This window comes from Pseudomonas sp. B21-036 (assembly GCF_024748925.1).
GTDB classification, from domain to species: Bacteria; Pseudomonadota; Gammaproteobacteria; order Pseudomonadales; family Pseudomonadaceae; genus Aquipseudomonas; species Aquipseudomonas palmensis.
This window is the reverse complement of record NZ_CP087178.1, coordinates 1080697-1105011: the sequence shown is the minus strand read 5'-3', so window position 1 is coordinate 1105011 and position 24315 is coordinate 1080697. Positions and strand designations below refer to the sequence as shown.

22 protein-coding genes are annotated in these 24315 nt (G+C 65.3%); 13 read left to right on the top strand and 9 right to left on the bottom strand.

Features of this window, described 5'->3' with window-relative positions:
- Window positions 1–32: 32 nt before the first annotated feature.
- The 5 genes from rng to mreB all read right to left on the bottom strand — a co-directional run bounded on the left by rng (window position 33) and on the right by mreB (window position 4942).
- Window positions 33–1490 carry a ribonuclease G gene (rng, locus tag LOY33_RS04845; protein ID WP_043862473.1) on the bottom strand — a complete coding sequence of 486 codons (1458 nt, stop codon included), beginning with the start codon at window positions 1488–1490 and terminating at the stop codon, window positions 33–35.
- Between the two features lie 88 nt (window positions 1491–1578).
- Window positions 1579–2184, bottom strand: a complete 606-nt coding sequence (locus LOY33_RS04840; protein ID WP_043862474.1) for a nucleoside triphosphate pyrophosphatase — start codon at window positions 2182–2184, stop codon at window positions 1579–1581.
- Window positions 2185–2221: 37 nt separating this feature from the next.
- Window positions 2222–2710: a rod shape-determining protein MreD gene (gene mreD / locus LOY33_RS04835; protein WP_043862475.1), complete on the bottom strand. Its 489-nt coding sequence runs from the start codon at window positions 2708–2710 to the stop codon at window positions 2222–2224.
- Window positions 2710–3699 (bottom strand): rod shape-determining protein MreC, encoded by a 990-nt coding sequence (gene mreC / locus LOY33_RS04830; protein ID WP_370409067.1) that lies wholly within the window; start codon window positions 3697–3699, stop codon window positions 2710–2712. The genes mreD and mreC overlap by 1 nt, the downstream gene beginning before the upstream one ends.
- Before the next feature lie 205 nt (window positions 3700–3904).
- On the bottom strand, window positions 3905–4942 hold the full coding sequence (gene mreB, locus LOY33_RS04825) for a rod shape-determining protein MreB (protein ID WP_008371426.1): 1038 nt from the start codon (window positions 4940–4942) through the stop codon (window positions 3905–3907).
- Window positions 4943–5147: 205 nt separating this feature from the next.
- On the opposite strand from mreB, the gene gatC reads away from it, so the two are divergent.
- The 6 genes from gatC to LOY33_RS04795 all read left to right on the top strand — a co-directional run bounded on the left by gatC (window position 5148) and on the right by LOY33_RS04795 (window position 10336).
- Complete coding sequence (gatC, locus tag LOY33_RS04820) at window positions 5148–5435, top strand: Asp-tRNA(Asn)/Glu-tRNA(Gln) amidotransferase subunit GatC (RefSeq protein ID WP_043862477.1); 288 nt, start codon at window positions 5148–5150, stop codon at window positions 5433–5435.
- A gap of 16 nt (window positions 5436–5451) precedes the next feature.
- Window positions 5452–6903, top strand: a complete 1452-nt coding sequence (gatA, locus tag LOY33_RS04815; protein ID WP_043862478.1) for an Asp-tRNA(Asn)/Glu-tRNA(Gln) amidotransferase subunit GatA — start codon at window positions 5452–5454, stop codon at window positions 6901–6903.
- 11 nt (window positions 6904–6914) lie between these two features.
- Window positions 6915–8360: an Asp-tRNA(Asn)/Glu-tRNA(Gln) amidotransferase subunit GatB gene (gene gatB / locus LOY33_RS04810; RefSeq protein WP_258661988.1), complete on the top strand. Its 1446-nt coding sequence runs from the start codon at window positions 6915–6917 to the stop codon at window positions 8358–8360.
- 107 nt (window positions 8361–8467) lie between these two features.
- Window positions 8468–8842: a septal ring lytic transglycosylase RlpA family protein gene (locus LOY33_RS04805; RefSeq protein ID WP_043862480.1), complete on the top strand. Its 375-nt coding sequence runs from the start codon at window positions 8468–8470 to the stop codon at window positions 8840–8842.
- A gap of 62 nt (window positions 8843–8904) precedes the next feature.
- Window positions 8905–9948 carry a calcium/sodium antiporter gene (locus LOY33_RS04800; protein ID WP_258662862.1) on the top strand — a complete coding sequence of 348 codons (1044 nt, stop codon included), beginning with the start codon at window positions 8905–8907 and terminating at the stop codon, window positions 9946–9948.
- Between the two features lie 10 nt (window positions 9949–9958).
- A complete protein-coding gene (locus LOY33_RS04795) occupies window positions 9959–10336 on the top strand; it encodes a carboxymuconolactone decarboxylase family protein (RefSeq protein ID WP_043862482.1) in 378 nt (125 codons plus the stop codon).
- A 20-nt stretch (window positions 10337–10356) separates the two neighbouring features.
- Here LOY33_RS04795 and LOY33_RS04790 read toward each other — a convergent pair whose 3' ends face one another.
- The 4 genes from LOY33_RS04790 to LOY33_RS04775 form a co-directional block, all read right to left on the bottom strand.
- Complete coding sequence (locus LOY33_RS04790; RefSeq protein ID WP_043862483.1) at window positions 10357–11730, bottom strand: amino acid permease; 1374 nt, start codon at window positions 11728–11730, stop codon at window positions 10357–10359.
- 50 nt (window positions 11731–11780) lie between these two features.
- Window positions 11781–12722, bottom strand: a complete 942-nt coding sequence (locus LOY33_RS04785; protein ID WP_054916387.1) for an AEC family transporter — start codon at window positions 12720–12722, stop codon at window positions 11781–11783.
- A 102-nt stretch (window positions 12723–12824) separates the two neighbouring features.
- Window positions 12825–13385: a response regulator transcription factor gene (locus tag LOY33_RS04780; RefSeq protein ID WP_043862485.1), complete on the bottom strand. Its 561-nt coding sequence runs from the start codon at window positions 13383–13385 to the stop codon at window positions 12825–12827.
- Window positions 13385–14641: an ATP-binding protein gene (locus LOY33_RS04775; RefSeq protein WP_054916388.1), complete on the bottom strand. Its 1257-nt coding sequence runs from the start codon at window positions 14639–14641 to the stop codon at window positions 13385–13387. Before LOY33_RS04775 ends, LOY33_RS04780 begins: the two co-directional genes overlap by 1 nt.
- A 199-nt stretch (window positions 14642–14840) precedes the next feature.
- On the opposite strand from LOY33_RS04775, the gene LOY33_RS04770 reads away from it, so the two are divergent.
- From LOY33_RS04770 to LOY33_RS04740, 7 genes are all read left to right on the top strand, one after another.
- Window positions 14841–15554, top strand: coding sequence for an SIMPL domain-containing protein (locus tag LOY33_RS04770; RefSeq protein WP_043862487.1), 714 nt, complete (start codon window positions 14841–14843; stop codon window positions 15552–15554).
- Window positions 15555–15687: 133 nt separating this feature from the next.
- Entirely contained in the window at window positions 15688–17313 is a 1626-nt protein-coding gene (locus LOY33_RS04765) for an ABC transporter substrate-binding protein (RefSeq protein WP_058541423.1), read from the top strand.
- A gap of 237 nt (window positions 17314–17550) precedes the next feature.
- Complete coding sequence (locus LOY33_RS04760; protein WP_043862489.1) at window positions 17551–19146, top strand: ABC transporter substrate-binding protein; 1596 nt, start codon at window positions 17551–17553, stop codon at window positions 19144–19146.
- Between the two features lie 90 nt (window positions 19147–19236).
- Window positions 19237–20616, top strand: a complete 1380-nt coding sequence (locus tag LOY33_RS04755; protein ID WP_258661966.1) for an OprD family porin — start codon at window positions 19237–19239, stop codon at window positions 20614–20616.
- A gap of 74 nt (window positions 20617–20690) precedes the next feature.
- Window positions 20691–22286: an ABC transporter substrate-binding protein gene (locus tag LOY33_RS04750; RefSeq protein WP_258661963.1), complete on the top strand. Its 1596-nt coding sequence runs from the start codon at window positions 20691–20693 to the stop codon at window positions 22284–22286.
- A gap of 72 nt (window positions 22287–22358) precedes the next feature.
- Window positions 22359–23369 carry an ABC transporter permease subunit gene (locus LOY33_RS04745; RefSeq protein WP_043862492.1) on the top strand — a complete coding sequence of 337 codons (1011 nt, stop codon included), beginning with the start codon at window positions 22359–22361 and terminating at the stop codon, window positions 23367–23369.
- An 11-nt stretch (window positions 23370–23380) separates the two neighbouring features.
- A complete protein-coding gene (locus tag LOY33_RS04740; RefSeq protein ID WP_116052929.1) occupies window positions 23381–24310 on the top strand; it encodes an ABC transporter permease subunit in 930 nt (309 codons plus the stop codon).
- Window positions 24311–24315 lie beyond the last annotated feature (5 nt).

The window sequence follows — 24315 nt, the reverse complement described above, 5'->3', positions numbered from 1 at the left end:
GTTTTCCAGCGCAGGGTAGGTTTCAACGCGAGTCAGAGCAGCACCACATCGTATTGTTCCTGGGAATACATGGACTCCACCTGGAAGCGGATGGTTCGCCCGATGAATGCCTCCAGCTCCGCCACGTTGCCCGATTCCTCGTCGAGTAGGCGGTCCACCACCTTCTGGTTGGCCAGCACCCGGTAGCCTTCGGCCTGGTAGGCGCGGGCCTCGCGCAGGATCTCGCGGAAAATTTCGTAACAGATGGTCTCAGGGGTCTTCAGCTTGCCGCGGCCCTGGCAACTGGCGCATGGTTCGCACAGCACCTGTTCAAGGCTTTCGCGGGTGCGCTTGCGGGTCATCTGCACCAGCCCCAGCTCGGTGATGCCGATGATGTTGGTCTTGGCGTGATCACGTTCCAGCTGTTTTTCCAGGGTACGCAGCACCTGGCGCTGGTGTTCTTCGTCTTCCATATCGATGAAGTCGATGATGATGATGCCGCCGATGTTGCGCAGGCGCAGCTGGCGGGCAATCGCCGTGGCAGCCTCCAGGTTGGTCTTGAAGATGGTCTCTTCGAGGTTGCGGTGGCCGACGAAGGCCCCGGTGTTGACGTCGATGGTGGTCATCGCCTCGGCCGGGTCAACCACCAGGTAGCCGCCGGACTTGAGCGGCACCTTGCGCTCCAGGGCGCGCTGGATCTCGTCCTCGACGCCATACAGGTCGAAGATCGGCCGCTCCCCCGGGTAATGCTCCAGACGGTCGGCGATTTCCGGCATCAGCTCGGCGACGAACTGCGTGGTCTTCTGGAAGGTTTCCCGCGAATCGATGCGGATCTTCTCGATCTTGGGGTTGACCAGGTCACGCAGGGTACGCAGGGCCAGGCCCAGGTCTTCGTAGATTTCGGTGGGTGCGCCAACGGTCTTGATCTGGGCGCCGATCTGGTCCCACAAGCGACGCAGGTAGCGGATGTCCATGACGATCTCGTCGGCGCCGGCGCCCTCGGCCGCGGTGCGCAGGATGAACCCGCCGGCGTCCTGGATGTTCTCCTGGGCGATGCAGTCGGTGACCACCTGCTTGAGCCGCTCGCGTTCGCCTTCGTCCTCGATCTTCAGCGAGATGCCCACATGGCTGGTACGCGGCATGTACACCAGATAGCGCGACGGGATCGACAGCTGGGTAGTCAGGCGTGCGCCCTTGGAGCCGATCGGGTCCTTGGTCACCTGCACCACCAGGCTCTGGCCTTCGTGCACCAGGGCACTGATGGTCTCGACACTGGCGCCTTCGCGCTGGGAGATTTCCGAGGCGTGGATGAACGCCGCGCGCTCCAGGCCGATGTCGACGAACGCTGCCTGCATGCCGGGCAGCACCCGCACCACCTTGCCCTTGTAGATGTTGCCGACGATGCCCCGCCGCTGGGTGCGCTCGACATGCACCTCCTGAAGAACACCGTTCTCCACCACCGCCACGCGTGATTCCATCGGCGTGATATTGATCAGAATCTCTTCACTCATGGCAGGCTCTCGTCAAAGGTCTTCAGCTAATGATGGATTGCCCGGCGGTCGCTGGCGAGCAATTAAAGGGGTACGGGCAGTTCCTCGCTCAACGGGGCGGCAGGCCTTGCCAGCAGGGAATGGCAAATTGCTCCAGCAGCTCGGCGGTTTCGCTCAGCGGCAAGCCGACCACCGCCGAGTAGCTGCCCTGCAGCGCCTTGACGAAAATTGCCGCCAGGCCCTGGATCGCGTAGCTGCCGGCCTTGTCCTGCGGCTCGCCGCTGGCCCAGTAGGCCAGGGCCTGTTCGGGGCTGATGGGGCGCAGGCTGACGCGGCTGGCAACGTTCACGCTCAGGCAGCGCTCGCCATCGGTCACCGCCACTGCCGTCAGCACGTCGTGCTCGCGTCCGGACAATGCGGCCAGCATGGCCAGGGCGTCGGCCTGCCCCTGCGGCTTGCCGAGGATCTGCCCGTCGAGCACCACCGCAGTGTCGGCGCCCAGTACCGCCAGGTGCCCTTCCACGCCGCTGGCGCGCAACACCGCCAGGCCGGCAGCCGCCTTCTCGCGCGCCAGGCGCTCGACATAGGCGTCAGCCGGTTCGGCATCCAGAGGGGTTTCATCGATGCTGGCGGCCACCGGGGTGAACGGCACGCCGATCTGGGAGAGCAGCTCACGTCGGCGTGGCGAACCAGAGGCCAGGTACAGCGGGGTCATGTGACGTCTCCGTGTCAGCGTCGGTGGGCAACGCGAATCAGTTGATACTCAGGCGTCGGCGCAGGCCGCGCAAGGCGAAGCTGATCCAGGGCCACAGCAGCGCACTGATCACCGCCGGCCACACCAGCGCCAGGGTCGGCTGGCGATTGCCGGTCAGGGCGCTGAGCCACAGCTGAACCAGCTGGGCCAGGCCGAAGATCACCAGAATCACCAGGCTCTGCTGCCACATGGGGAACATGCGCAGGCGCTGCTGCAGCGACAGCACCAGGAAGGTGATAAGCACCAGCACCAGGGCGTTCTGCCCCAGCAGCGTGCCGTACAGCACGTCCTCGGCAAGCCCCAGCACGAATGCGGTGGTCATGCCGACCTTGTGCGGCAGGTGCAGCGTCCAGAAGGCCAGCAGCAGGGCCAGCCACAGCGGACGGAAAATCTCCATGAACGGCAGCGTGGGCCACACGCTCAGCAGCAGGCCGATCAGGAAGGTCAACCAGACCACCCAACCGTTGCGGCTACGGGTACTGCTCATCAGTGTCTCTCCCGAGAAGTGGCCGGGGCGGCTGCAGGGGCAGCGGGCGCGGCGGCAGGAGCAGGTGCAGGGGTTGGCGCAGGCGTGCCCGGCGCAGCGGGTGCGGCAGGTGTGCCCGGCGCGGCAGCCGGCATGCTGCCATCGATCGGGCTCTGCGCCTGGCGATCAGCCGCTTCCTGAGCCTGCGCGGCATCGGCGGCGCGCTGTTCGGGGGTACGGCTGTCGGAAAACACCAGCAGCATGTAGCGGCTGCGATTGAGCGCCGCGGTCGGCACCGCCCGCACGATGGCGAACGGCTGCCCGGAGTCGTGGATCACCTCGCGCACCGTGGCCACCGGGTAGCCGGCCGGGAAGCGCTGGCCCAGGCCGGAACTGACCAGCAAGTCGCCTTCCTTGATGTCGGCGGTGTCGGCCACGTGGCGCAGTTCCAGGCGTTCGGGATTGCCGGTGCCGCTGGCAATCGCGCGCAGGCCGTTGCGGTTGACCTGCACCGGAATGCTGTGGGTGGTGTCGGTGAGCAGCAGTACCCGCGAGGTGTACGGCATCAGCTCGACCACCTGGCCCATCAGACCACGGGCGTCGAGCACCGGCTGGCCCAGCACCACGCCGTCGCGTTCGCCCTTGTTGATCAGGATGCGGTGGGTAAAGGGGTTGGGGTCGACGCCGATCAGCTCGGCCACCTCGACCTTCTCGTTGACCAGTGCCGAGGAGTTGAGCAACTCGCGCAGGCGCACGTTCTGCTCGGTCAGGGCCGCCAGCTTCTGCAGGCGACCTTGCAGCAGCAAGGCTTCGGTCTTGAGTTTCTCGTTCTCGGCGATCAGCTCGGTGCGGCTGCCGAACTGGCTGGCCACGCCCTGCCACATGCGTTGCGGGAAGTCGCTGATGGTATAGGAAGGCATCAGCACCAGCGCCATCTGGCTGCGCAGCGGCTTGAGCAAGGTAAAGCGGGCGTCCACCACCATCAGGGCGATAGACAGCACAACCAGCACAAGCAGGTGCACGCCCAGCGAAGGGCCTTTGGCGAAAAGCGGTTTAATAGGCCGCTCCTCGAAGATTCAGGGGGTCATTCATACGGCAACGCACCGGCCTGCTTGCAGGATGGATGGAAACGACGCCCACACGCGCCACCAGCACATACAGGTAGCACTGTGGGCGCTACCTGTAAACCGGGGGACGGGGTGGGCGGTCAGCAAATCACTCGCTGGAGAGCAGGTCCATGGTGTGTTTGTCCATCATCTCCAGCGCGCGACCGCCGCCACGGGCGACACAGGTCAGCGGGTCTTCGGCGACGATCACCGGCAGGCCGGTTTCCTGGGCCAGCAGCTTGTCCAGGTCGCGCAGCAGCGCACCACCACCGGTCAGCACCAGGCCGCGCTCGGCGATGTCCGAAGCCAGCTCCGGTGGCGATTGCTCCAGGGCGCTCTTGACCGCCTGCACGATGGTCGCCAGCGATTCCTGAAGGGCTTCGAGCACTTCGTTGGAGTTCAGGGTGAAGGCACGTGGCACGCCTTCGGCCAGGTTGCGGCCGCGTACGTCGACTTCACGCACTTCGCCGCCCGGGTAGGCAGTACCGATTTCCTGCTTGATACGCTCGGCGGTGGACTCGCCGATCAGGCTGCCGTAGTTGCGGCGCACGTAGGTGACGATGGCCTCGTCGAAACGGTCGCCACCCACACGCACGGATTCGGCGTACACCACACCATTGAGGGAGATCAGTGCGATTTCGGTGGTACCACCACCAATATCGACGACCATCGAACCACGGGCTTCCTCGACCGGCAGGCCGGCACCGATGGCGGCGGCCATTGGCTCTTCGATCAGGAACACTTCACGGGCACCGGCACCGAGGGCCGACTCGCGAATGGCGCGGCGCTCTACCTGGGTCGACTTGCACGGAACGCAGATCAGCACGCGAGGGCTGGGCTGCAGAAAACTGTTTTCGTGAACCTTGTTGATGAAGTACTGCAGCATCTTTTCGCAGACGCTGAAATCGGCGATCACGCCGTCCTTCATCGGACGAATGGCAGCGATGTTGCCGGGCGTACGGCCGAGCATGCGCTTGGCCTCGGTGCCGACAGCGACGACACTTTTCTGGTTGCCGTGAGTACGAATGGCCACAACCGAAGGCTCATTCAGGACGATACCGCGCTCACGCACGTAAATAAGGGTGTTGGCAGTGCCCAGGTCGATGGAAAGATCGCTGGAAAACATGCCACGCAGTTTCTTGAACATGGGAAAGTGACCCTAGGCAACGCGTGGGTAAAAAAGTGCGGCAAACTCTAACAACGGCGGGGATTTTGGGCAAGGCGCCAATATGTTAAATTGGCAGTTTTTCCGAGCAAGCCAGCACACAATCGCGGCCTTATGACCGTAAATCTGCCAGCATGTTCCTCATTCGCGGACCAATTCCGTTTTTTGTTTTCCCCTGGAGATCCCCATGGCGCTTGAACGCTGCGACGTGGAAAAGATCGCTCACCTGGCCCGCCTGGGCCTCAATGAAGCCGATCTTCCGCGCACTACCGATGCCTTGAACAGTATTCTGGGTTTGGTCGACCAGATGCAAGCGGTCGACACCACTGGCATCGAGCCACTGGCCCACCCCCTTGAAGCCCGTCAGCGCCTGCGTGCCGACGTGGTAACAGAAAGTAACCAGAGAGACAGCTACCAGGCCATCGCCCCGGCGACCGAAAGCGGCCTGTACCTGGTTCCTAAAGTCATCGAGTAAGGGAATAGAGCCTGCCATGCATCAACTGACCCTGGCCGAGATCGCCCGCGGACTCGCCGACAAAGCCTTTTCTGCCGAAGAGCTGACCCGCACGCTGCTGGCGCGCATCCAGCAGCTCGACCCGCAAATCAACAGTTTCATCAGCGTCACCGAAGACCTGGCCCTGGACCAGGCGCGTGCCGCCGACGCCCGCCGTGCTGGCGGTGAAACCGGCGCCCTGCTGGGCGCCCCCATCGCCCACAAGGACCTGTTCTGCACCCAGGGCGTGCGCACCAGCTGCGGCTCGAAGATGCTCGACAACTTCGTCTCGCCGTATGACGCCACCGTGGTCAGCAAGCTGGCCGAGGCCGGCATGGTCACCCTGGGCAAGACCAACATGGACGAGTTCGCCATGGGTTCGGCCAACGAATCCAGCCACTACGGCGCGGTGAAGAACCCGTGGAACCTCGAACACGTGCCGGGCGGTTCGTCCGGCGGTTCGGCCGCCGCCGTGGCCGCGCGCCTGCTGCCGGCCACCACCGGCACCGACACCGGCGGTTCGATCCGCCAGCCGGCGGCGCTGACCAACCTCACCGGCCTCAAGCCGACCTACGGTCGCGTGTCGCGCTGGGGCATGATTGCCTACGCCTCCAGCCTCGACCAGGGTGGCCCGCTGGCGCGTACCGCCGAAGACTGCGCGCTGCTGCTGCAGGCCATGGCCGGTTTCGACGCCAAGGACTCCACCAGCATCGACGAGCCGGTGCCCGACTACAGCGCCCCGCTCAACGCCTCGCTGCAGGGCCTGCGCATCGGCCTGCCGAAGGAGTACTTCGGTGCCGGCCTGGACCCGCGCATCGCCGACCTGATCCAGGCCAGCGTCAAGGAGCTGGAAAAGCTCGGCGCGGTGGTCAAGCAGATCAGCCTGCCGAACATGCAGCACGCGATCCCTGCGTACTACGTCATCGCCCCGGCCGAAGCGTCGTCCAACCTCTCGCGTTTCGACGGCGTGCGCTTCGGCTACCGCTGCGAAGACCCCAAGGACCTCACCGACCTGTACAAGCGTTCACGCGGTGAAGGCTTCGGCCCCGAGGTGCAGCGGCGCATCATGGTCGGCGCCTACGCGCTGTCGGCCGGCTACTACGATGCCTACTACCTGCAGGCGCAGAAGATCCGCCGCCTGATCAAGAACGACTTCATGGCCGCCTTCGAAGAGGTCGACGTGATTCTCGGCCCGACCACGCCCAACCCGGCCTGGAAGCTTGGCGCCAAGAACAGCGACCCGGTCGCCGCCTACCTGGAAGACGTCTACACCATCACCGCCAACCTCGCCGGCCTGCCAGGCCTGTCGATGCCGGCCGGTTTTGTCGACGGCCTGCCGGTCGGCGTGCAACTGCTGGCCCCGTATTTCCAGGAAGGCCGCCTGCTCAACGTCGCGCACCGCTATCAGCAAGTGACTGATTGGCACACCCGCGCACCTACCGGCTTCTGAGGGACAGACACATGCAATGGGAAGTTGTGATCGGGCTGGAAATTCATACCCAGCTCGCCACCCAGTCGAAGATTTTCTCCGGCAGCGCCACCACGTTCGGCTCCGAGCCGAACACCCAGGCCAGCCTGATCGACCTGGGCATGCCCGGCGTGCTGCCGGTGCTCAACGAAGAAGCCGTGCGCATGGCCTGCATGTTCGGCCTGGCGATCGACGCCGAAATCGGCGAGCACAACGTGTTCGCGCGCAAGAACTACTTCTACCCCGACCTGCCCAAGGGCTACCAGATCAGCCAGATGGAGCTGCCGATCGTCGGCAAGGGCTACCTGGACATCGCCCTTGAAGACGGCACCGTCAAGCGCATCGGCATCACCCGCGCACACCTGGAGGAAGACGCCGGCAAGAGCCTGCACGAAGACTTCAGCGGCGCCACCGGCATCGACCTGAACCGCGCCGGCACGCCACTGCTGGAAATCGTCTCCGAGCCGGAAATGCGCAGCGCCAAGGAAGCCGTGGCCTACGTCAAGGCGATCCACGCACTGGTGCGCTACCTGGGCATCTGCGACGGCAACATGGCCGAGGGCTCGCTGCGCTGCGACTGCAACGTGTCGATCCGGCCCAAGGGCCAGGTCGAGTTCGGCACCCGCTGCGAGATCAAGAACGTCAACTCGTTCCGCTTCATCGAGAAGGCGATCAACTCCGAGGTGCAGCGCCAGATCGAACTGATCGAGGATGGCGGCCGGGTGATCCAGGAAACCCGCCTGTACGACCCGAACAAGGACGAGACCCGCTCCATGCGCAGCAAGGAGGAGGCCAACGACTACCGTTACTTCCCCGACCCGGACCTGCTGCCGGTGGTCATCGAGCCGGCGTTCCTCGACGCCATCCGCGCCACCCTGCCCGAACTGCCGCCACAGAAGCGCGAGCGCTTCCAGAGCCAGTTCGGCCTGTCGGCCTACGACGCCAACGTGCTGGCCTCCAGCCGCGAGCAGGCTGACTACTTCGAGCAGGTGGTCGGTGTGTGCGGCGATGCGAAGCTCGCGGCCAACTGGGTCATGGTCGAGCTGGGCAGCCTGCTGAACAAGCTGGGCCTGGAGATCGACCAGGCGCCGGTCAGCGCCGCGCAACTGGGCGGCATGCTGCAGCGCATTCTGGACAACACCATCAGCGGCAAGATCGCCAAGGTGGTGTTCGAGAAGATGGCCGCCGGTGAAGGCGATGCCGACCAGATCATCGAGGCCGAAGGCCTGAAACAGGTGACCGACACCGGCGCGATCGAGAAGGTGCTGGACGAAGTGCTGGCGGCCAACGCCGAGCAGGTCGAGCAGTACCGCGCGGCGGACGAGGCCAAGCGCGGCAAGATGTTCGGCTTCTTCGTCGGCCAGGCGATGAAGGCGTCCAAGGGCAAGGCCAACCCGCAACAGGTGAACCAATTGCTCAAGAGCAAGCTCGAAGGCTGAACCGCGTCGCCTGCATTCGCCGGCAACGCCGGCTCCTACAAGGACGCACCAATCCCTGCAGGAGCCGGCGTTGCCGGCGAAGGCCACACCACGGAGTAACCGGATACATGTGGCGTCCCCTCAGCGCACTGCTCGCGCTTTTCACCCTGCTCGCCGGCTGTGCCAGCCACACCCTCGACCCCCGCGGTTACGACCAGACCGGCACCGCCTCCTATTACGGTTCCCGCCATCACGGCAAGCGTACCGCCAGTGGCGAACCCTTCGACCAGCACGGCCTGACCGCCGCCCATCGCAGCCTGCCCTTCGGCACCCGCGTGCAGGTCACCAACCTCGCCAACGACCGCCGCGTCGTGGTACGCATCAACGACCGCGGCCCGCATACCCGGGGTCGACTCATCGACCTGTCACGCGCCGCCGCCGACCAACTGGGCATGCTCCGTAGCGGAACCGCGCGGGTACGGGTACAAAGTCTCAGCAACTGACCCTGCTTCGGAGCACGACCATTTTCGACCTGGCCGCTTTACCCACCTTCAGCCTGCTGCAACTGGCCCTGGGCCTGCTGCTGCTGATCACCGGCGCCGAACTGCTGGTGCGCGCCGCCCTGCGCCTGGCCGCCAGCCTGCAGGTGCGTCCGCTGATCATCGGCCTGAGCCTGGTGGCCTTCGGCAGCAGCGCCCCGCAACTGACCGTGAGCCTGCAGGCGGCCTACACCGGCGCACCCGACGTGGCGGTGGGCAGCGTGATTGGCAGCAACATCTTCAACGTGCTGGTCACCCTGGGCCTGGCCGCTCTGATCATCCCCCTGCGCGTTTCGCGGCAACTGGTACGCCTGGACATCCCGCTGATGATCGGCGCCAGCCTGCTGGTGTACCTGCTGGCCCTGGACGAACGCATCGGCCGCCTCGAAGGCGCCCTGCTGCTGCTCGGGCTGGTTGCCTACCTGGCCATCCTGTGGCACCAGTCACGCCACCACGCACGCACCTACCCCGCCCCCGGCCCGCGGCCGCAGCGTGGCGTCGGCTTCTGGTTCGGCACCCTGGCACTGATGCTCACCGGCCTGGGCCTGCTGAGCCTGGCCGGGCACCTGTTGCTGGAGGCAGCAGTGGAAGTGGCCGTCGACCTGGGCCTGTCGGAGCGGGTGATCGGCCTGACCGTGGTGGCGGTATGCACCTCGCTGCCGGAGCTGGCCACCTCGCTGATCGCCGCCTTGCGCGGCGAGCGTGAAATCGCCGTGGGCAACGTGATCGGCAGCAACCTGTTCAACCTGCTGGCGGTGCTCGGGCTGACCGCGCTGGTGGCCCCGGTGCCGCTGTCGATCTCGCCCAACGCGCTGGCCTTCGACCTGCCGGTGATGCTCGGCGTGGCCGTGCTGACCCTGCCGGTGTTCTATTCCGGCTACCGCGTCACCCGCGCCGAAGGTCTGGTGTTCCTGTGTCTTTACCTGGCCTATGGTCTGCACGTGGTGGCCTTCACCACCGGCATGCCGCTGGCCAACCGTCTGGAGCAGCTGATGCTGCTTTATATCCTGCCGACGCTGGCGGTGGTGCTGATGTACACCACCGTGCGCGCCTGGCGCCGCCAACACTAAGGAAAACAACATGGGCGAGAGCAACAAAACCGGCGAACAGGTTCGCCGCCAGGTCATGGGCGATGCATTCGTGGACCGTGCACTGGGCAATGCCACCGAGTTCACCGAGCCGCTGCAGGCGTTCGTCAACGAGCACGCCTGGGGCAGCGTGTGGAGCCGCGAGGGCCTGCCGCTGAAAACCCGCAGCCTGATCACCCTGGCGGCGCTGACCGCGCTCAAGTGCCCGCAGGAGCTCAAGGGCCACGTGCGTGGCGCCCTGAACAACGGCTGTACGGTGGAAGAGATTCGCGAGGCGTTGCTGCATTGCGCCGTGTACGCCGGCGTACCGGCGGCGATCGATGCGTTTCGCGCCGCCCAGGAAGTGATCGACAGCTACCAGCAGGGCTGACCGATCACCCCGCAGGGCCGTCAGCCGGCGACGGCGGCGGCCTTCTGCCCCTTCTTCTTGAGCCAGAACGCCACGCCCAGGGTGGCGATCCAGGCCGGAATCAGCAGTACCGAGATGCGGATCGGCGGGGTCAGGTACATCACCACCAGAATCAGCACGATGAACGCCAGGCACAGGTAGTTGGTGACCGGGTGCCCCCAGCTCTTGTAGAAGGTCGACTCGCCGGCAGCGATCTTGGCCTTGCGAAACTTCAGGTGGGTGATGCTGATGCTCGCCCAGTTGATCACCAGTGCCGACACCGCCAGCGCCATCAGCAGGCCGAAGGCTTCGCCCGGCATCAGGTAGTTGATCAGCACGCACAGGCCGGTGGCCACCGCCGATACGCCCAGCGCCGCCAGCGGCACGCCACGACGGTTGATCTTGAGCAGTGCGCGCGGCGCATCACCCTGGCTGGCCAGGCCGAACAGCATGCGGCTGTTGCAGTACACGCAGCTGTTGTACACCGACAGCGCGGCAGTCAGCACCACCACGTTGAGAATGGTGGCCACCAGGTTGCTGTCCAGGTTGTGGAAGATCATCACGAACGGGCTGCCGCCCTGCACCACCTTCTGCCAGGGGTACAGCGACAGCAGCACCGCCAGTGCGCCGATGTAGAAGATCAGGATGCGGTACACCACCTGGTTGGTCGCGCGTGGAATGCTGTAGCGCGGGTTGTCCGCCTCGGCCGCGGTGATGCCGACCAGCTCCAGCCCGCCGAAGGAGAACATGATCACCGCCATCGCCATCACCAGCCCGGTGATGCCATTGGGGAAGAACCCGCCGTACTGCCACAGGTTGGCCACGCTGGCATCCGGCCCGCCGCTGCCGCTGGCCAGCAGCCAGGCGCCGAAGCCGATCATGCTGACGATGGCTATCACCTTGACCAGCGCGAACCAGAATTCCAGCTCGCCGTACACCTTGACCTGGGTGAGGTTGATCAGGTTGATCGCCACGAAGAAGATCGCTGCAGTGGCCCAGGTGGGGAAGTCCGGCCACCAGTACTGCACGTAGATACCCACCGCCGTCAGCTCGGCCATGCCCACCAGCACATAGACCACCCAGTAGTTCCAGCCCGAGACGAAGCCGGCGAACTCGTTCCAGTAGCGGTGCGCAAAGTGGCTGAAGCTGCCCGCCACCGGTTCCTCGACCACCATCTCACCCAGCTGGCGCATGATGAAAAAGGCCATCAGGCCGGCGATGGCGTAGCCCAGCAGCACGGCAGGGCCTGCCATCTGGATGGTCTGGGCGATGCCCAGGAACAACCCGGTGCCGATGGCGCCGCCCAGCGCGATCAACTGGATGTGACGGTTCTTCAGGCCGCGATGCAAACGCTCGGGCGTGATCTGGTCTTGCATGAAGTGTCCTCAGGCAGGGAGGCCGTTATTTTGAGTGTGGGCGACAGGATCTAGATCCAGCCGCCCCACTGCAAGATAAATATGCCGATATTCGTCGTAACTGCGGCCATCAGCGTGGTAATCACGATGATCGAGGCGGCCAGCTGGTGATTGCCGTTGGCCGCGCGCGCCATCACGTAGCTGGACGCGGCGGTGGGGCTGGCGATGTACAGGAACAGCACCCCCAGCTCCGCGCCGCGAAAGCCGCACAACCAGGCACCGAAGGTGGCCAGCAGCGGCAGCCACACCATCTTTACCAGGCTGGCACTCAGCGCCATGCGCCCGCTGGCGTGCAACGAGGCCATCGACAGCGTGCCGCCGATGCAGATCAGCGCCAGCGGCAGGGTCATCTGCGCCAGATAGTCACCGGAGGTCAGCAGCCAGTTGGGCAGCCCCACCTTGGCATACGCCAGCACGCCGGCCACCAGCACACTGATGATCAGCGGGTTGCGCAGGATGCTCTTGAGGATGCTCCAGGGGTCGGACTTGATGGTCGGGCTGTACACCGCCAGCACCACGGCCGACAGCGAGTTGTAGAGCAGGATCACCAGCCCGGCCAGCACCGCGCCGATGGAGATGCCATGATCGCCGTACATGCTCCCGGCCAGCGCCAGGCCGATGACCGCATTGTTGCCGCGAAAGCCGCCCTGGGCGTAGATGCCGCGATCTTCACGGGGGCAGCGCCAGATCGCGATCAGCCAGGCCAGGCCGAAACTGCCCAGGGTGGCGACGGTGAAGTAGAGCAGCAGCGAGGGCTGGACCGCCGCCTCGAGATCGGCGTGGTAGATGCCCAGAAACAGCAGCGCCGGCATGCTCACGTTGAACACCAGGGCCGAGGCGGTCTGGATGAAGCTGTCGTTGATGGCGTTGATGCGGCGCAGCAGCACGCCCATGAACATCATCGCGAACACCGGCGCGGTGATGTTCAGGGTCTGGAGAAAAAGGGCGAGCATGCAGGTGGTCCCGTCGGCGTCGTTAGGGAGCTAATCATACGTCAACCTTGGGGCTGCCACGCAGCCTCTTCGCCGGCCTTGCCGGCGAAGAGGCCCTGAGGTTCAGCGCCGAACCGGGCGCTTCTGCAATTTGCGCTGCAGGGTACGCCGGTGCATGCCCAGCGCCCGCGCCGTGGCCGAGATATTGCCCTCATGCTCGGTCAGCACACGCTGGATGTGCTCCCACTGCAGGCGGTCCACCGACATCGGGTTTTCCGGTACCAGCGTGTCCAGGTCGGCGTGCTCGGACGCCAGCGCCGCCAGCACGTCGTCGGCATCGGCCGGCTTGCACAGGTAATTGCAGGCGCCGCGCTTGATCGCCTCCACCGCGGTGGCAATGCTCGAATAGCCGGTGAGGATCACCACGCGCATCTCCGGGTCCAGTTCCAGCAGCTTGGGCAGCAGCACCAGCCCGGAGTCGCCCTCCATCTTCAGGTCCAGCGTGGCGTAGTCCGGCACGTCCTGCTGGGCAATCTGCAGGCCCTCTTCGGCAGAACCCGCCGTGCTCACGCGAAACCCGCGCCGGCTCATGGCCCGGGCCATCACCCGGGTAAACGTGGCGTCGTCATCCACCAGCAGCAGGTGCGGCAGCTCTTCGCCTTCAGCCTGAATTTCATCACTCATCACACGTCTCCTCGCGCGTCACGCGGCAGGCGCAGCTCGGTGAGCGTACCGCCTTCCTCATGACTATAGAGTTTTACCGAGCCGCCAGCACGGGTCACGCTGGCCTTGCTCAAGAACAGGCCCAGGCCGAAGCCCTTGCCCTTGGTGGTAAAGAAGGGTTTGCCGATCTGCTCGGCGATCGCCACCGGCACGCCGGGGCCATGGTCGCGAATGCTGATCACGATGTCCTCGGCGTCCCAGTCCAGGTACACCTCCAGGTCATTGGGGCAGGCATCGGCTGCATTGTTCAACAGGTTCAGCAGGGCCTGGGTCAGGTCCGGCGGCGGCGCCAGGCGCGGCACCGTACCCTGGCCCAGGCGCTGGAAGCGATAGCTGGCCTCGGGGCGCATCAGGTGCCAGCGGTTGAGCGCCTCGTCCAGCCAGAAGCTCGCCTCCTGCTCCTGCACCGCCATGCGCCGGTTGGCCTCGGCGGCGCGCACCAGGTTCTGCAAGGTGTGCTTGCACTGCTTGACCTGCTCCTGCAGCGTCTCCAGGTCTTCCTGCAGCAGCGGGTCGGTGTGGTCCTGGCGCATCTCGTTGATCAGCACGCTCATGGTCGCCAGCGGCGTGCCCAGCTCATGGGCGGCACCGGCGGCCTGGGTGGCCACGGCCAGCAGTTGCTGGTCGCGCAGGCCTTCCTCGCGGCGCTGGGCCTGGAACTGCTGCTGGCGACGCAGCTCTTCGGCCATCTTGGCGGCAAAGAAGGTGATCACCCCGGCGGCCAGGGCAAAACTCAGCCACATGCCGTAGATCTGCATCTTCTCGCGGGCCATGGGGAAGGTTTCGAGCGGGAAGTACTGCACCAGCAGCAGGGTGTAGGCCACCAGCGCAATGCCCGACAGAATCAGCGAATACAGCCATGGCAGCGTCACCGCGGCAATCGCCAGGGGCACCAGGTAATAGGACACGAAGGGGTTGGTCGAGCCCCCGGAAAAATACAGCAGCGCACTGTGGATCAGCAGGTCGCAGGCCAGCTGCACCGCATACTCCAGCTCGGTGACCGGCAGCGAGGTGCGCAGCCGGATGGCCGTGAGCACGCACAGCACCATGGAGAACCCCAGGGTGATGCTCAGCGCCAGCCACGGCAGTGGCAGCAGTTCGGTCCAGTAGGCGACCGCCACCGAACCGGCCTGGGCGGCCAGCACCAGGGTGCGGATGAAGGTCAGGCGCCAGAGGTTCTGACGTGTGGCAGACAGCATGAGTACGGGGGCGAGCATGAGCTCTCCTGATGAGTGCTCCAGGTGAATCGTGGCGAGTATACCCAAGCTGCACCCCGCGCTGCAGCAATGCGGCAAAGCGCCACAGGCACACCGGCATCGATGATGGCTTTTTGAACCTCGTCGGTTTGTGCGAGTCTGATGGGGTCTGCGTGGTCGGGATCGACCGCCGCCACGCCTCAATTTCAAGGAGTTGCCCATGCACACTGTGTCTCGCGCCAGTACCACCCTCGTCCTCGCGACCGGCCTGTTTGCCAGCTTTGCGGCACTGGCCGACGAGCCTCGCTACAACCAGGTCTCACTGCGCGCCGAAGCCAGCAAGGAAGTCGCCCGCGACCTGATGGTCGTGACCCTGTACACCGAGGCGCAGAACACCGACCCGGCCAAGCTGGCCAACGAGATCACCACCAGCATGAACAAGGCGCTGGAAAAGGCCCGTGCGGTCAAGGACGTCAAGCTCAGCCAGGACAGCCGCAACAGCTACCCGATCTACGACAACAAGAACCAGAAGATCACCGGCTGGCGCGAACGTGCCGAGCTGCGCCTGGAAAGCGCGAACTTCCCGGCGCTGTCCAAGCTCACCGGCGAGCTGCTGCAGGACCTGAAGATGGGCGGGATGGATTTCGCCATCGCCCCGGCCACCCGCAAGAGCAGCGAAGACGCCCTGCTCAAGGATGCCATCGACGCCTTCAAGGCCCGCGCCCAGCTGACCACCGAAGCCCTCGGCGGCAAGGGCTACAAGGTGGTCAACCTGAACCTCAACAGCAGCGGCTACCCGCACCCCTACGCCCGCGGCGCCATGATGATGAAGGCCAGCATGGACGCCGAAGCCGCGCCAAGCCCGGAAATCGAAGCCGGTACCAGCCAGGTCAGCCTCAGCGCCGACGGCACCATCGAAGTGCTGATGCCCTGATTCACCCGCGGGCAACGCCTGCATCGCTGTCAGCTATGGTTTGAGGGTCGTGCTGGTCAACAGGCCAGCCTCCCTGCCCGCCGAGCGGCCCCACTGGCCGCCCGGCGCACCAATGACATCGATGAGGCCAACAATGCTCAAACACGCGGTCCTTCCCTACCTGCTCGGCGCAGGCCTGCTGGCCGGCGCACCGCTGGCCCATGCGGCCAGCAACCTGGTGTTCTGCTCCGAGGGCAGCCCGGCGGGCTTCGACCCGGGCCAGTACACCACCAGTACCGACTTCGACGCCTCGGCCGAGACCGTCTTCAACCGCCTCAGCCAGTTCGAACGCGGCGGTACGGCGGTGATCCCCGGGCTTGCCACACGCTGGGACATCAGCGACGACGGCCTGAGCTACACCTTCCACCTGCGCGAAGGCGTGCAGTTCCACAGCACCGACTACTTCAAGCCCAGCCGCCCCTTCAACGCCGATGACGTGCTGTTCACCTTCAACCGCATGCTCGACAGGAACCTGCCGTTTCGCAAGGCCTACCCCACCGAGTTCCCCTACTTCACCGACATGGGCATGGACAAGAACATCGTCAAGCTCGAAAAACTCGACGAACACACGGTCAGGTTCACCCTGGCCAGCGTGGACGCCGCGTTCATCCAGAACATGGCCATGAGCTTCGCCTCGATCCAGTCCGCCGAATACGCCGAGCAACTGCTCAAGCAGGGCAAGCCTGCCGACATCAACCAGAAGCCGATCGGCACCGGCCCCTTCGTGTTCGCCAAGTACCAGAAAGACGCGCAGATCCGCTTCAAGGGCAACAAGGCCTACTGGCAACCGCAGGACGTGAAGATCGACAACCTGATCTTCGCCATCACCACCGACCCGTCGGTGCGCATGCAGAAGCTCAAGAAGAACGAATGCCAGATCACCCTGTTCCCGCGCCCGGCCGACCTCAAGTCGCTGGAAGCGGACCCCAACCTGAACCTGCCGCACCAGGCCGGCTTCAACCTGGGCTACATCGCCTACAACGTGACCGACCCGATCAAGGGCACCACCGCGCCCAACCCCATGGCCCAGCTCAAGGTGCGCCAGGCCCTGGACATGGCGGTGAACAAGCAGCAGATCATCGACGCGGTGTACCAGGGCGCGGGGCAGCTGGCGGTCAATGCCATGCCGCCCACCCAGTGGAGCTACGACGACACCATCAAGGACGTGCCCTACGACCCGGCCAAAGCCAAGGCGCTGGTGCAGGAGGCCGGGGTCAGGGAGGGCACCGAGATCACCCTGTGGGCCATGCCGGTGCAACGCCCCTACAACCCCAACGCCCGGCTAATGGCCGAGATGATCCAGGCCGACTGGGCGAAGATCGGCATCAAGGCCAGCATCGTCAGCTACGAGTGGGGCGAATACATGAAGCGCGCCAAGGCCGGTGAGAACGGCGCCATGCTGATCGGCTGGAGCGGCGACAACGGCGACCCGGACAACTGGCTGGGCACCCTCTACGGCTGCGACGCGGTGAACGGCAACAACTTCTCCAAATGGTGCGACCCCGCCTACGACGCGCTGATCAAGCAGGCCAAGGCCACCCCCGACCAGGCCCGACGCACCGAGCTGTACAAGCAGGCGCAGCACATCATCAAGGCGCAGGTGCCGATCACCCCGATCGCCCATTCCACGGTGTACCAGCCGATGCGCAAGACCGTGCAGGACTTCAAGATCAGCCCCTTCGGCCTGAATGCCTTCTACGGCGTAAGCGTCAGCCAATAGACACGCAACGCGATGTTTAGCCTGTCCCTGCGGGCGCCGAGCTCATCGGTGCACGCGGGGCACTGATACCTGCTTGAAAATTACGACACCACACCAAGATTTTTCCCACGCCTCACACCCACTTCCTTACCTGCACGCCCGCCGCCCGCGTCCCTACCGTGGAGCGCGTGGTGGTGCTGGCACCCTGCTGTCGCCGCGCCCCCCACGCCTCGTACAACAACAAAGGAATGGGACCGCATGCGTATTTCTCCGGTTTTCGCCGCACTGCTGGGCCTGGGGGCACTGGCCTATGGCCCGACAGCCCTGGCCAAGGGCAACCTGGTGTTCTGCTCCGAGGGCAGCCCGGGCGGCTTCGATATCGCCCAGTACACCACCTCCATCGAAAACGACGCCGCCGAGCCGCTGTACAACGGCCTGGTGGAATTCGAACGCGGCGCCACCCGCGTCATCCCCTCGCTGGCGACCGGCTGGGACGTTTCCGATGACGGCCTGACCTATACCTTCCGCCTGCGCCAGGGCGTGAAGTTCCACGCCAACAAGGACTTCACCCCCACCCGCGACTTCAACGCCGACGACGTGCTGCTCACCTTCCAGCGCATGCTCGACCCGCAGCACCCGTTTCGCGTGGCCTACCCGGCCGAGTTCCCCTACTTCGTCAGCATGGACCTGGACAAGAACATCGCCCGGGTCGAAAAGCGCGACCCCTACACGGTGGTCTTCACCCTCAACAGCGTCGATGCCGCCTTCATCCAGAACCTGGCCATGGGCTTTGCCTCGATCGTCTCGGCCGAATACGCCACCCAGCTGATGGCCAGCGGGCGCCTCAGCGACTTCGACCAGAAGCCGATCGGCACCGGCCCCTTCGTGTTCCAGCGCTACCAGAAGGATGCGCAGATCCGCTACCGGGCCAACCCCGACTACTGGGACCCGCAGCAGGTCAGGCTCGACCAGTTGATCTTCTCGATCAACACCGACGCCTCGGTGCGGGTGCAGAAGCTGCGCAAGGGGGAATGCCAGGTCACCGTCAACCCGCGCCCCGCCGACCTCAAGGCCCTGGCCGCCGACCCGAAGATCAACATGCTCGACCAGCCCGGCTTCAACCTGGGCTACATCGCCTACAACGTGCAGCACCCGCCGTTCGACCAGTTGCAGGTGCGCCAGGCCATGGACATGGCGGTGAACAAGGCGGCCATCGTCAAGGCGGTGTACCAGGATGCCGGCCAACTGGCCGTGAACTTCATGCCGCCCACCCAGTGGTCCTACGACCCGAGCATCCGCGATGCCGGCTACGACCCCGACAAGGCCCGCGCCCTGCTGGCGGCCGCCGGGGTCAAGCCCGGCACGCCCATCACCCTGTGGGCCATGCCGGTGCAGCGCCCTTACAACCCCAACGCCAAGCTGATGGCCGAGATGCTCCAGGCCGACTGGGGCAAGGTCGGGCTGGACGTGAAGATCGTCAGCTACGAATGGGGCGAGTACATCAAGCGCACCAAGAACGGCGAGCACGACGTGATGCTGCTGGGCTGGACTGGTGACAACGGCGACCCCGACAACTGGATGGGCACCCTCTACAGCTGCGGTGCCATCGGCAGCAACAACGTATCGATGTGGTGCGACCCCGAATACGACGCCCTGGTGCAGCAGGCCAAGCGCATCACCGACCCCGCCGCGCGCACCGCGCTGTACCAGCAGGCCCAGCAGCGCATGAAGCAGCAGGTGCCGATCACCCCGGTCGCCCACTCCACCGTGCATCAACCGCTGAGCGTCCGGGTACAGGACTTCAAGGTCAGCCCGTTCGGGCGCAACAGTTTTTCGGGCGTCAGCGTCGACTGACCTCTGCCCGCCCCCTCCCAAGGTTCACCGCCGCACCCGCCGGGCTCACGAGGCCCGGCGGCTAATAAAAACATGCAAAGGAGCATCACCTTGAGACCTACCCGACACGCAGCACTTTGCCTGGCCCTTGGCGGCCTGAGCGCGCTGGCCCAGGCCGAACCCGTCAGACAGGATTTCGTTGCGCTTACCCTGCGCACCACCTCCGACCAGGCCCAGGCCAGCGGCTTTATCGACGGCCAGCGCCTGTCCGGCTCGACCCGCAACTGGTACGCCCACGAGCACGCCACCCGCGGGCCACTGTGGTCGTACAGCAAGCGCGACGGCAGCCGCCACCCCACCAGCAGCCGCGACAACTGGGTCCAGGGCACCCTCCTCAACTACACCTCCGGCTTCACCGAGGGCACCGTGGGCCTGAGCACCGAAGTGGCGCTGTACAACACGGTGGCCCTGCAGCGCGGTCGCGCCAGCGTGGCCGGGCCGAACAACCGCACCCTCACCCACGGCGACGGCGAGGTGCTCGACCAGTGGAGCAAGGTCGGCCTGGCCAACCTCAAGGCCCGGGTGTCCAACACCACCCTCACCGCCGGCCGCCAGTCCATCGACACCCCGGTGATCGCCTACATCGGCAACCGCGCACTGCCCTCCAGCTTCCAGGGCGTGAGCCTGCACAGCGCCGAGTTCGACAACCTGAGCTTCGACCTGGGCACCTTCGACCGCGTGTCGATGCGTACCGAGCAGGGCCAGAGCAAGTTTCGCTCCGAGTATGGCGATTCCCGCCAGTTCACCGACCGGGTCAGCATGGCCGGGGTCAACTACCAGCCGCTGCAGAGTCTGAGCACCAGCCTCTACGTGTCCAAGGTCGAGGACCTGTGGAACCAGTACTACTTCGGCGCCAACCACCTGCTGGGCGACAACGCGGTGCTGGGCCTGAACACCGGGCTCAACTACTACAAGACCCGCGACGCCGGCCAGAGCAAGCTGGGCGCCATCGACAACGACACCTTCAGCCTGTCGCTGGCCCTGACCCACCAGGCGCACACCGTGTCGGTCGCCTACCAGCAGGTCAACGGCAACGAGTACTTCGACTACCTGCACGACACCAACGCGATCTTCCTGGCCAACTCGCTGCTGTCGGATTTCAACGGCCCCAACGAGAAATCACTGCAGATCGGCTATGTGCTGAACATGGCCCCCTTCGGCGTGCCCGGCCTCAAGTTCAACCTGTACAACGCCCGCGGCTGGGGCATCGACGGCACCCATTACAAGGGCGGTGGCTACGACGTGAAGAACCTCGACGGCGAGCACCACGACGAATGGGGCATCGGCACCAGCTATGCCGTACAAGGCGGCGCGTTCAAGGACACCACCGTGCGCGCCACCTACACCACCCACCGCGCCAGCAAATTGCAGGGTGACGGGAGCCTGAACGAGGTGCGCGTGGTCACAACCATTCCGTTCAACATCCTCTAGGGCGGCAGGTCGCGGCCGATTCGCCGAATCGGCCGCGATGGCTACGCTGGTTTAATCGAATGCAGGGAAGTGTCATGAAACAGTCAACCCTACAGGCTGCCCTTGCAGCCATCCTGTTGAGCGCCGCAGCCCCGCTGATGGCCAAGCCGCTGGTGGTGTGCACCGAGGCCAGCCCCGAGGGCTTCGACATCGTGCAGTACACCACGGCCGTCACCGCCGATGCCGCCGCAGAAACCCTGTTCAACCGCCTGGTGGACTTCAAGCCCGGCACCACCGAGGTGCAGCCGGCCCTGGCCGAACGCTGGGAAGTCAGCCCCGACGGCCTGACCTACACCTTTCACCTGCGCAGCGGGGTCAGGTTCCACACCACCGACTACTTCACCCCCACCCGCGACCTGAACGCCGACGACGTGCTGTGGAGCTTCCAGCGCCAGCTCGACCCCGCCCACCCCTGGCACGACAAGACCAGCATCGGCTTCCCCTATTTCGAGAGCATGGGTTTCCAGCACCTGCTCAAGTCGGTGGAAAAGCTCGACCCGCACACCGTGGCGTTTCACCTGACCCGCCCCGAGGCACCGTTTCTGCGCGACCTGGCCATGGCCTTCACCTCGATCTATTCCGCCGAATACGCCGACCAGTTGCTCAAGGCCGGCACCACCGCCGAACTCAACAGCAAGCCGGTCGGCACCGGACCGTTCATCTTCCAGCGCTACAACAAGGACGCGCAGGTGCGCTACAGGCCCAACCCGGACTACTTTCGCGGCAAGCCGCCGAGCGATGCGCTGATCTTCGCCATCACCCCCGACAACAACGTGCGCCTGCAGAAGCTGCGCGCCAACGAGTGCCAGGTGGCGCTGTACCCCAAGCCCGACGACATACCCGGCATCAAGGCCGACGCGCGCCTGAAGGTGGCCGAAATGGAGGCCCTGACCACCGGCTACATATCGCTCAACACCGAGCACAGGTACCTGAGCGACGTGCGCGTACGGCGCGCCATCAACCTGGCCTTCGACCGCGAACACCATGTCGAGCAACTGTTCGGCAAGGGCAACGCCCTGCTGGCGGTGAACCCCTACCCGCCGACCCTGATGGGCTACAACAGCCAGAACCGCAACCCGCCCCGCGACCTGGACCAGGCCCGCGCGCTGCTCAAGGAGGCCGGCGTACCCGAAGGCGCCGTGCTCACCCTGTTCACCCGCAACGGCGGCGGGCCCACCAACCCCAACCCGCGCCTGAGCGCCGAGATGCTTCAGGCCGACCTCGCCCAGGTCGGCCTGAAGGTCGACATCCGCGTGATGGAATGGGCCGAGATGCTGCGCCGCGCCAAGGCCGGCGAAGCCGACATGGTGTCGGCCGGCTGGGCGGGCGACAACGGCGACCCGGACAACTTCCTGACCCCGCTGCTCAGCTGCGCCGCAGCGAAGAATGGGGAAAACTACGCACGCTGGTGCAACCCGCGATTCCAGGTGCTGATCGACCACGCCCGCGAAACCGCCGACCCCGATCAACGCGCCGCACTCTATGTCCAGGCACTGGCGGTGTACGATGAGGCCAAACCGTGGATCAACATGGCCCACCCGAAGGTGTTCACCGCCCTGCGCGAGAACGTCGAGGGCTACGTCATCAACCCGATGACCAACAACAACTTCGCCACCACGCGGGTGAAGTAGAACGATAACGCTTGCAGCGCCCGCCCCCGGGCGCTCGCAGGCATGCCTTAGGCTGATGAGGTACACCACACGATGTTTAGTTTTATTGCACGGCGTCTGGGCCTGTTGATCCCGTCGTTCTTCGGCATCACCCTGCTCACGTTCGCGCTCATACGCCTGATCCCCGGTGACCCGGTGGAGGTGATGATGGGCGAACGCAGGGTCGACCCCGAGATGCACGCCCAGGCCATGGAACGGCTCGGCCTGAACAAGCCGCTGGCGCAGCAGTACCTGGACTACGTCGGCAAGCTGGCCCAGGGCGACCTGGGCGAGTCGCTGCGTACCCGCGAAAGCGTGTGGCACGAGTTTCTCGCGCTGTTCCCCGCCACCCTCGAACTGGCCATGGCCGCGCTGCTGTTCGCCGGCATCGTCGGGCTGCTGGCCGGGGTGATCGCCGCGCTCAAGCGCGGCTCGCTGTTCGATCACGGGGTCATGGGCATCTCCCTGGCCGGCTACTCGATGCCGATCTTCTGGTGGGGCCTGATCCTGATCATGTTCTTCTCGGTCGGGTTGGGCTGGACGCCGGTGTCCGGGCGCATCGACCTGCTCTACGACATCGAGCCGACCACCGGCTTCATGCTCATCGACACCCTGCTCAGCGACGAGGAAGGCGCGTTCAAGGACGCGTTGATGCACCTGATCCTGCCGGCCATCGTGCTCGGCACCATCCCGCTGGCGGTGATCGCACGCATGACCCGCTCCTCGATGCTCGAAGTGCTGCGCGAGGACTACATCCGCACCGCACGGGCCAAGGGCCTGTCGCCGGCACGGGTGGTGTTCGTGCACGGCCTGCGCAACGCGCTGATCCCGGTGCTTACGGTGGTCGGCCTGCAGGTCGGCACTTTGCTCGGTGGCGCGGTGCTTACCGAAACCATCTTTTCCTGGCCGGGCATCGGCAAATGGCTGATCGAAGCCATCGGCGCCCGTGACTACCCCGTGGTACAGAACGGCATCCTGTTGATTGCCTGCCTGGTGATCCTGGTCAACTTCGTCGTGGACATCCTCTACGGCCTGGCCAACCCACGCATCCGACATCAGCGCTGAGGCCTTCGCTCATGACCAATCCGCTTGCAAAAAACGCTGCCGTCGACGCCGCGCCGCTCGACCAGAGCCTGCTCTACCCCTCCCCCTACAAGGAATTCTGGCACGCCTTCTCGCGCAACAAGGGCGCGGTGGCCGGCCTGCTGTTCATGTGCCTGATCGTGTTCTGCGCGCTGTTCGCCCCGTGGGTGGCGCCGCACAACCCCAGCGAGCAGTACCGCGACTTCCTGCTGACCCCGCCGGTATGGCTCGAAGGCGGCCAGTGGCAGTTTCTGCTGGGTACCGACGAGCTGGGCCGCGACCTGCTCTCGCGGCTGATCCAGGGTTCGCGCCTGTCGCTGCTGATCGGCCTGTCGTCGGTACTGATCTCGCTGATCCCGGGCGTGCTGCTGGGCCTGCTGGCCGGGTTTTTCCCGCGCCTGCTTGGCCCGTCCATCATGCGCCTGATGGACGTGATGCTGGCGCTGCCCTCGCTGCTGCTGGCGGTGGCCATCGTGGCGATCCTGGGCCCTGGCCTGATCAACACCGTGATCGCCATCGCCATCGTCTCGCTGCCGGCCTACGTGCGCCTGACCCGCGCCGCGGTGATGGGCGAGCTGAACCGCGACTACGTCACCGCCGCACGCCTGGCCGGGGCACGCTTGCCGCGCCTGATGTTCGTCACCGTGCTGCCCAACTGCATGGCGCCGCTGATCGTGCAGGCCACCCTGAGTTTCAGTTCGGCGATTCTCGATGCCGCCGCGCTGGGCTTCCTGGGCCTGGGCGTGCAACCGCCGACCCCGGAGTGGGGCACCATGCTGGCCTCGGCCCGCGACTACATCGAACGCGCCTGGTGGGTGGTCAGCCTGCCGGGCCTGACCATCCTGCTCAGCGTGCTGGCAATCAACCTGATGGGCGACGGGCTGCGCGATGCGCTGGACCCGAAACTCAAGAATGCCGCCTGAGGAGA

Excerpts from the sequence above, each read along its gene's own strand:
- LOY33_RS04805 (WP_043862480.1), top strand. The coding sequence starts at position 8,468 with ATGTGGCGTCCCCTCAGCGCACTGCTCGCGCTTTTCACCCTGCTCGCC.
- rng (WP_043862473.1), bottom strand. The coding sequence starts at position 1,490 with ATGAGTGAAGAGATTCTGATCAATATCACGCCGATGGAATCACGCGTG.
- LOY33_RS04770 (WP_043862487.1), top strand. The coding sequence starts at position 14,841 with ATGCACACTGTGTCTCGCGCCAGTACCACCCTCGTCCTCGCGACCGGC.
- mreB (WP_008371426.1), bottom strand. The coding sequence starts at position 4,942 with ATGTTCAAGAAACTGCGTGGCATGTTTTCCAGCGATCTTTCCATCGAC.
- LOY33_RS04780 (WP_043862485.1), bottom strand. The coding sequence starts at position 13,385 with ATGAGTGATGAAATTCAGGCTGAAGGCGAAGAGCTGCCGCACCTGCTG.
- gatC (WP_043862477.1), top strand. The coding sequence starts at position 5,148 with ATGGCGCTTGAACGCTGCGACGTGGAAAAGATCGCTCACCTGGCCCGC.
- LOY33_RS04785 (WP_054916387.1), bottom strand. The coding sequence starts at position 12,722 with ATGCTCGCCCTTTTTCTCCAGACCCTGAACATCACCGCGCCGGTGTTC.
- LOY33_RS04750 (WP_258661963.1), top strand. The coding sequence starts at position 20,691 with ATGAAACAGTCAACCCTACAGGCTGCCCTTGCAGCCATCCTGTTGAGC.
- LOY33_RS04740 (WP_116052929.1), top strand. The coding sequence starts at position 23,381 with ATGACCAATCCGCTTGCAAAAAACGCTGCCGTCGACGCCGCGCCGCTC.
- LOY33_RS04795 (WP_043862482.1), top strand. The coding sequence starts at position 9,959 with ATGGGCGAGAGCAACAAAACCGGCGAACAGGTTCGCCGCCAGGTCATG.
- gatA (WP_043862478.1), top strand. The coding sequence starts at position 5,452 with ATGCATCAACTGACCCTGGCCGAGATCGCCCGCGGACTCGCCGACAAA.
- LOY33_RS04840 (WP_043862474.1), bottom strand. The coding sequence starts at position 2,184 with ATGACCCCGCTGTACCTGGCCTCTGGTTCGCCACGCCGACGTGAGCTG.
- mreD (WP_043862475.1), bottom strand. The coding sequence starts at position 2,710 with ATGAGCAGTACCCGTAGCCGCAACGGTTGGGTGGTCTGGTTGACCTTC.
- LOY33_RS04790 (WP_043862483.1), bottom strand. The coding sequence starts at position 11,730 with ATGCAAGACCAGATCACGCCCGAGCGTTTGCATCGCGGCCTGAAGAAC.
- LOY33_RS04765 (WP_058541423.1), top strand. The coding sequence starts at position 15,688 with ATGCTCAAACACGCGGTCCTTCCCTACCTGCTCGGCGCAGGCCTGCTG.
- gatB (WP_258661988.1), top strand. The coding sequence starts at position 6,915 with ATGCAATGGGAAGTTGTGATCGGGCTGGAAATTCATACCCAGCTCGCC.
- LOY33_RS04760 (WP_043862489.1), top strand. The coding sequence starts at position 17,551 with ATGCGTATTTCTCCGGTTTTCGCCGCACTGCTGGGCCTGGGGGCACTG.
- LOY33_RS04745 (WP_043862492.1), top strand. The coding sequence starts at position 22,359 with ATGTTTAGTTTTATTGCACGGCGTCTGGGCCTGTTGATCCCGTCGTTC.
- LOY33_RS04775 (WP_054916388.1), bottom strand. The coding sequence starts at position 14,641 with ATGCTCGCCCCCGTACTCATGCTGTCTGCCACACGTCAGAACCTCTGG.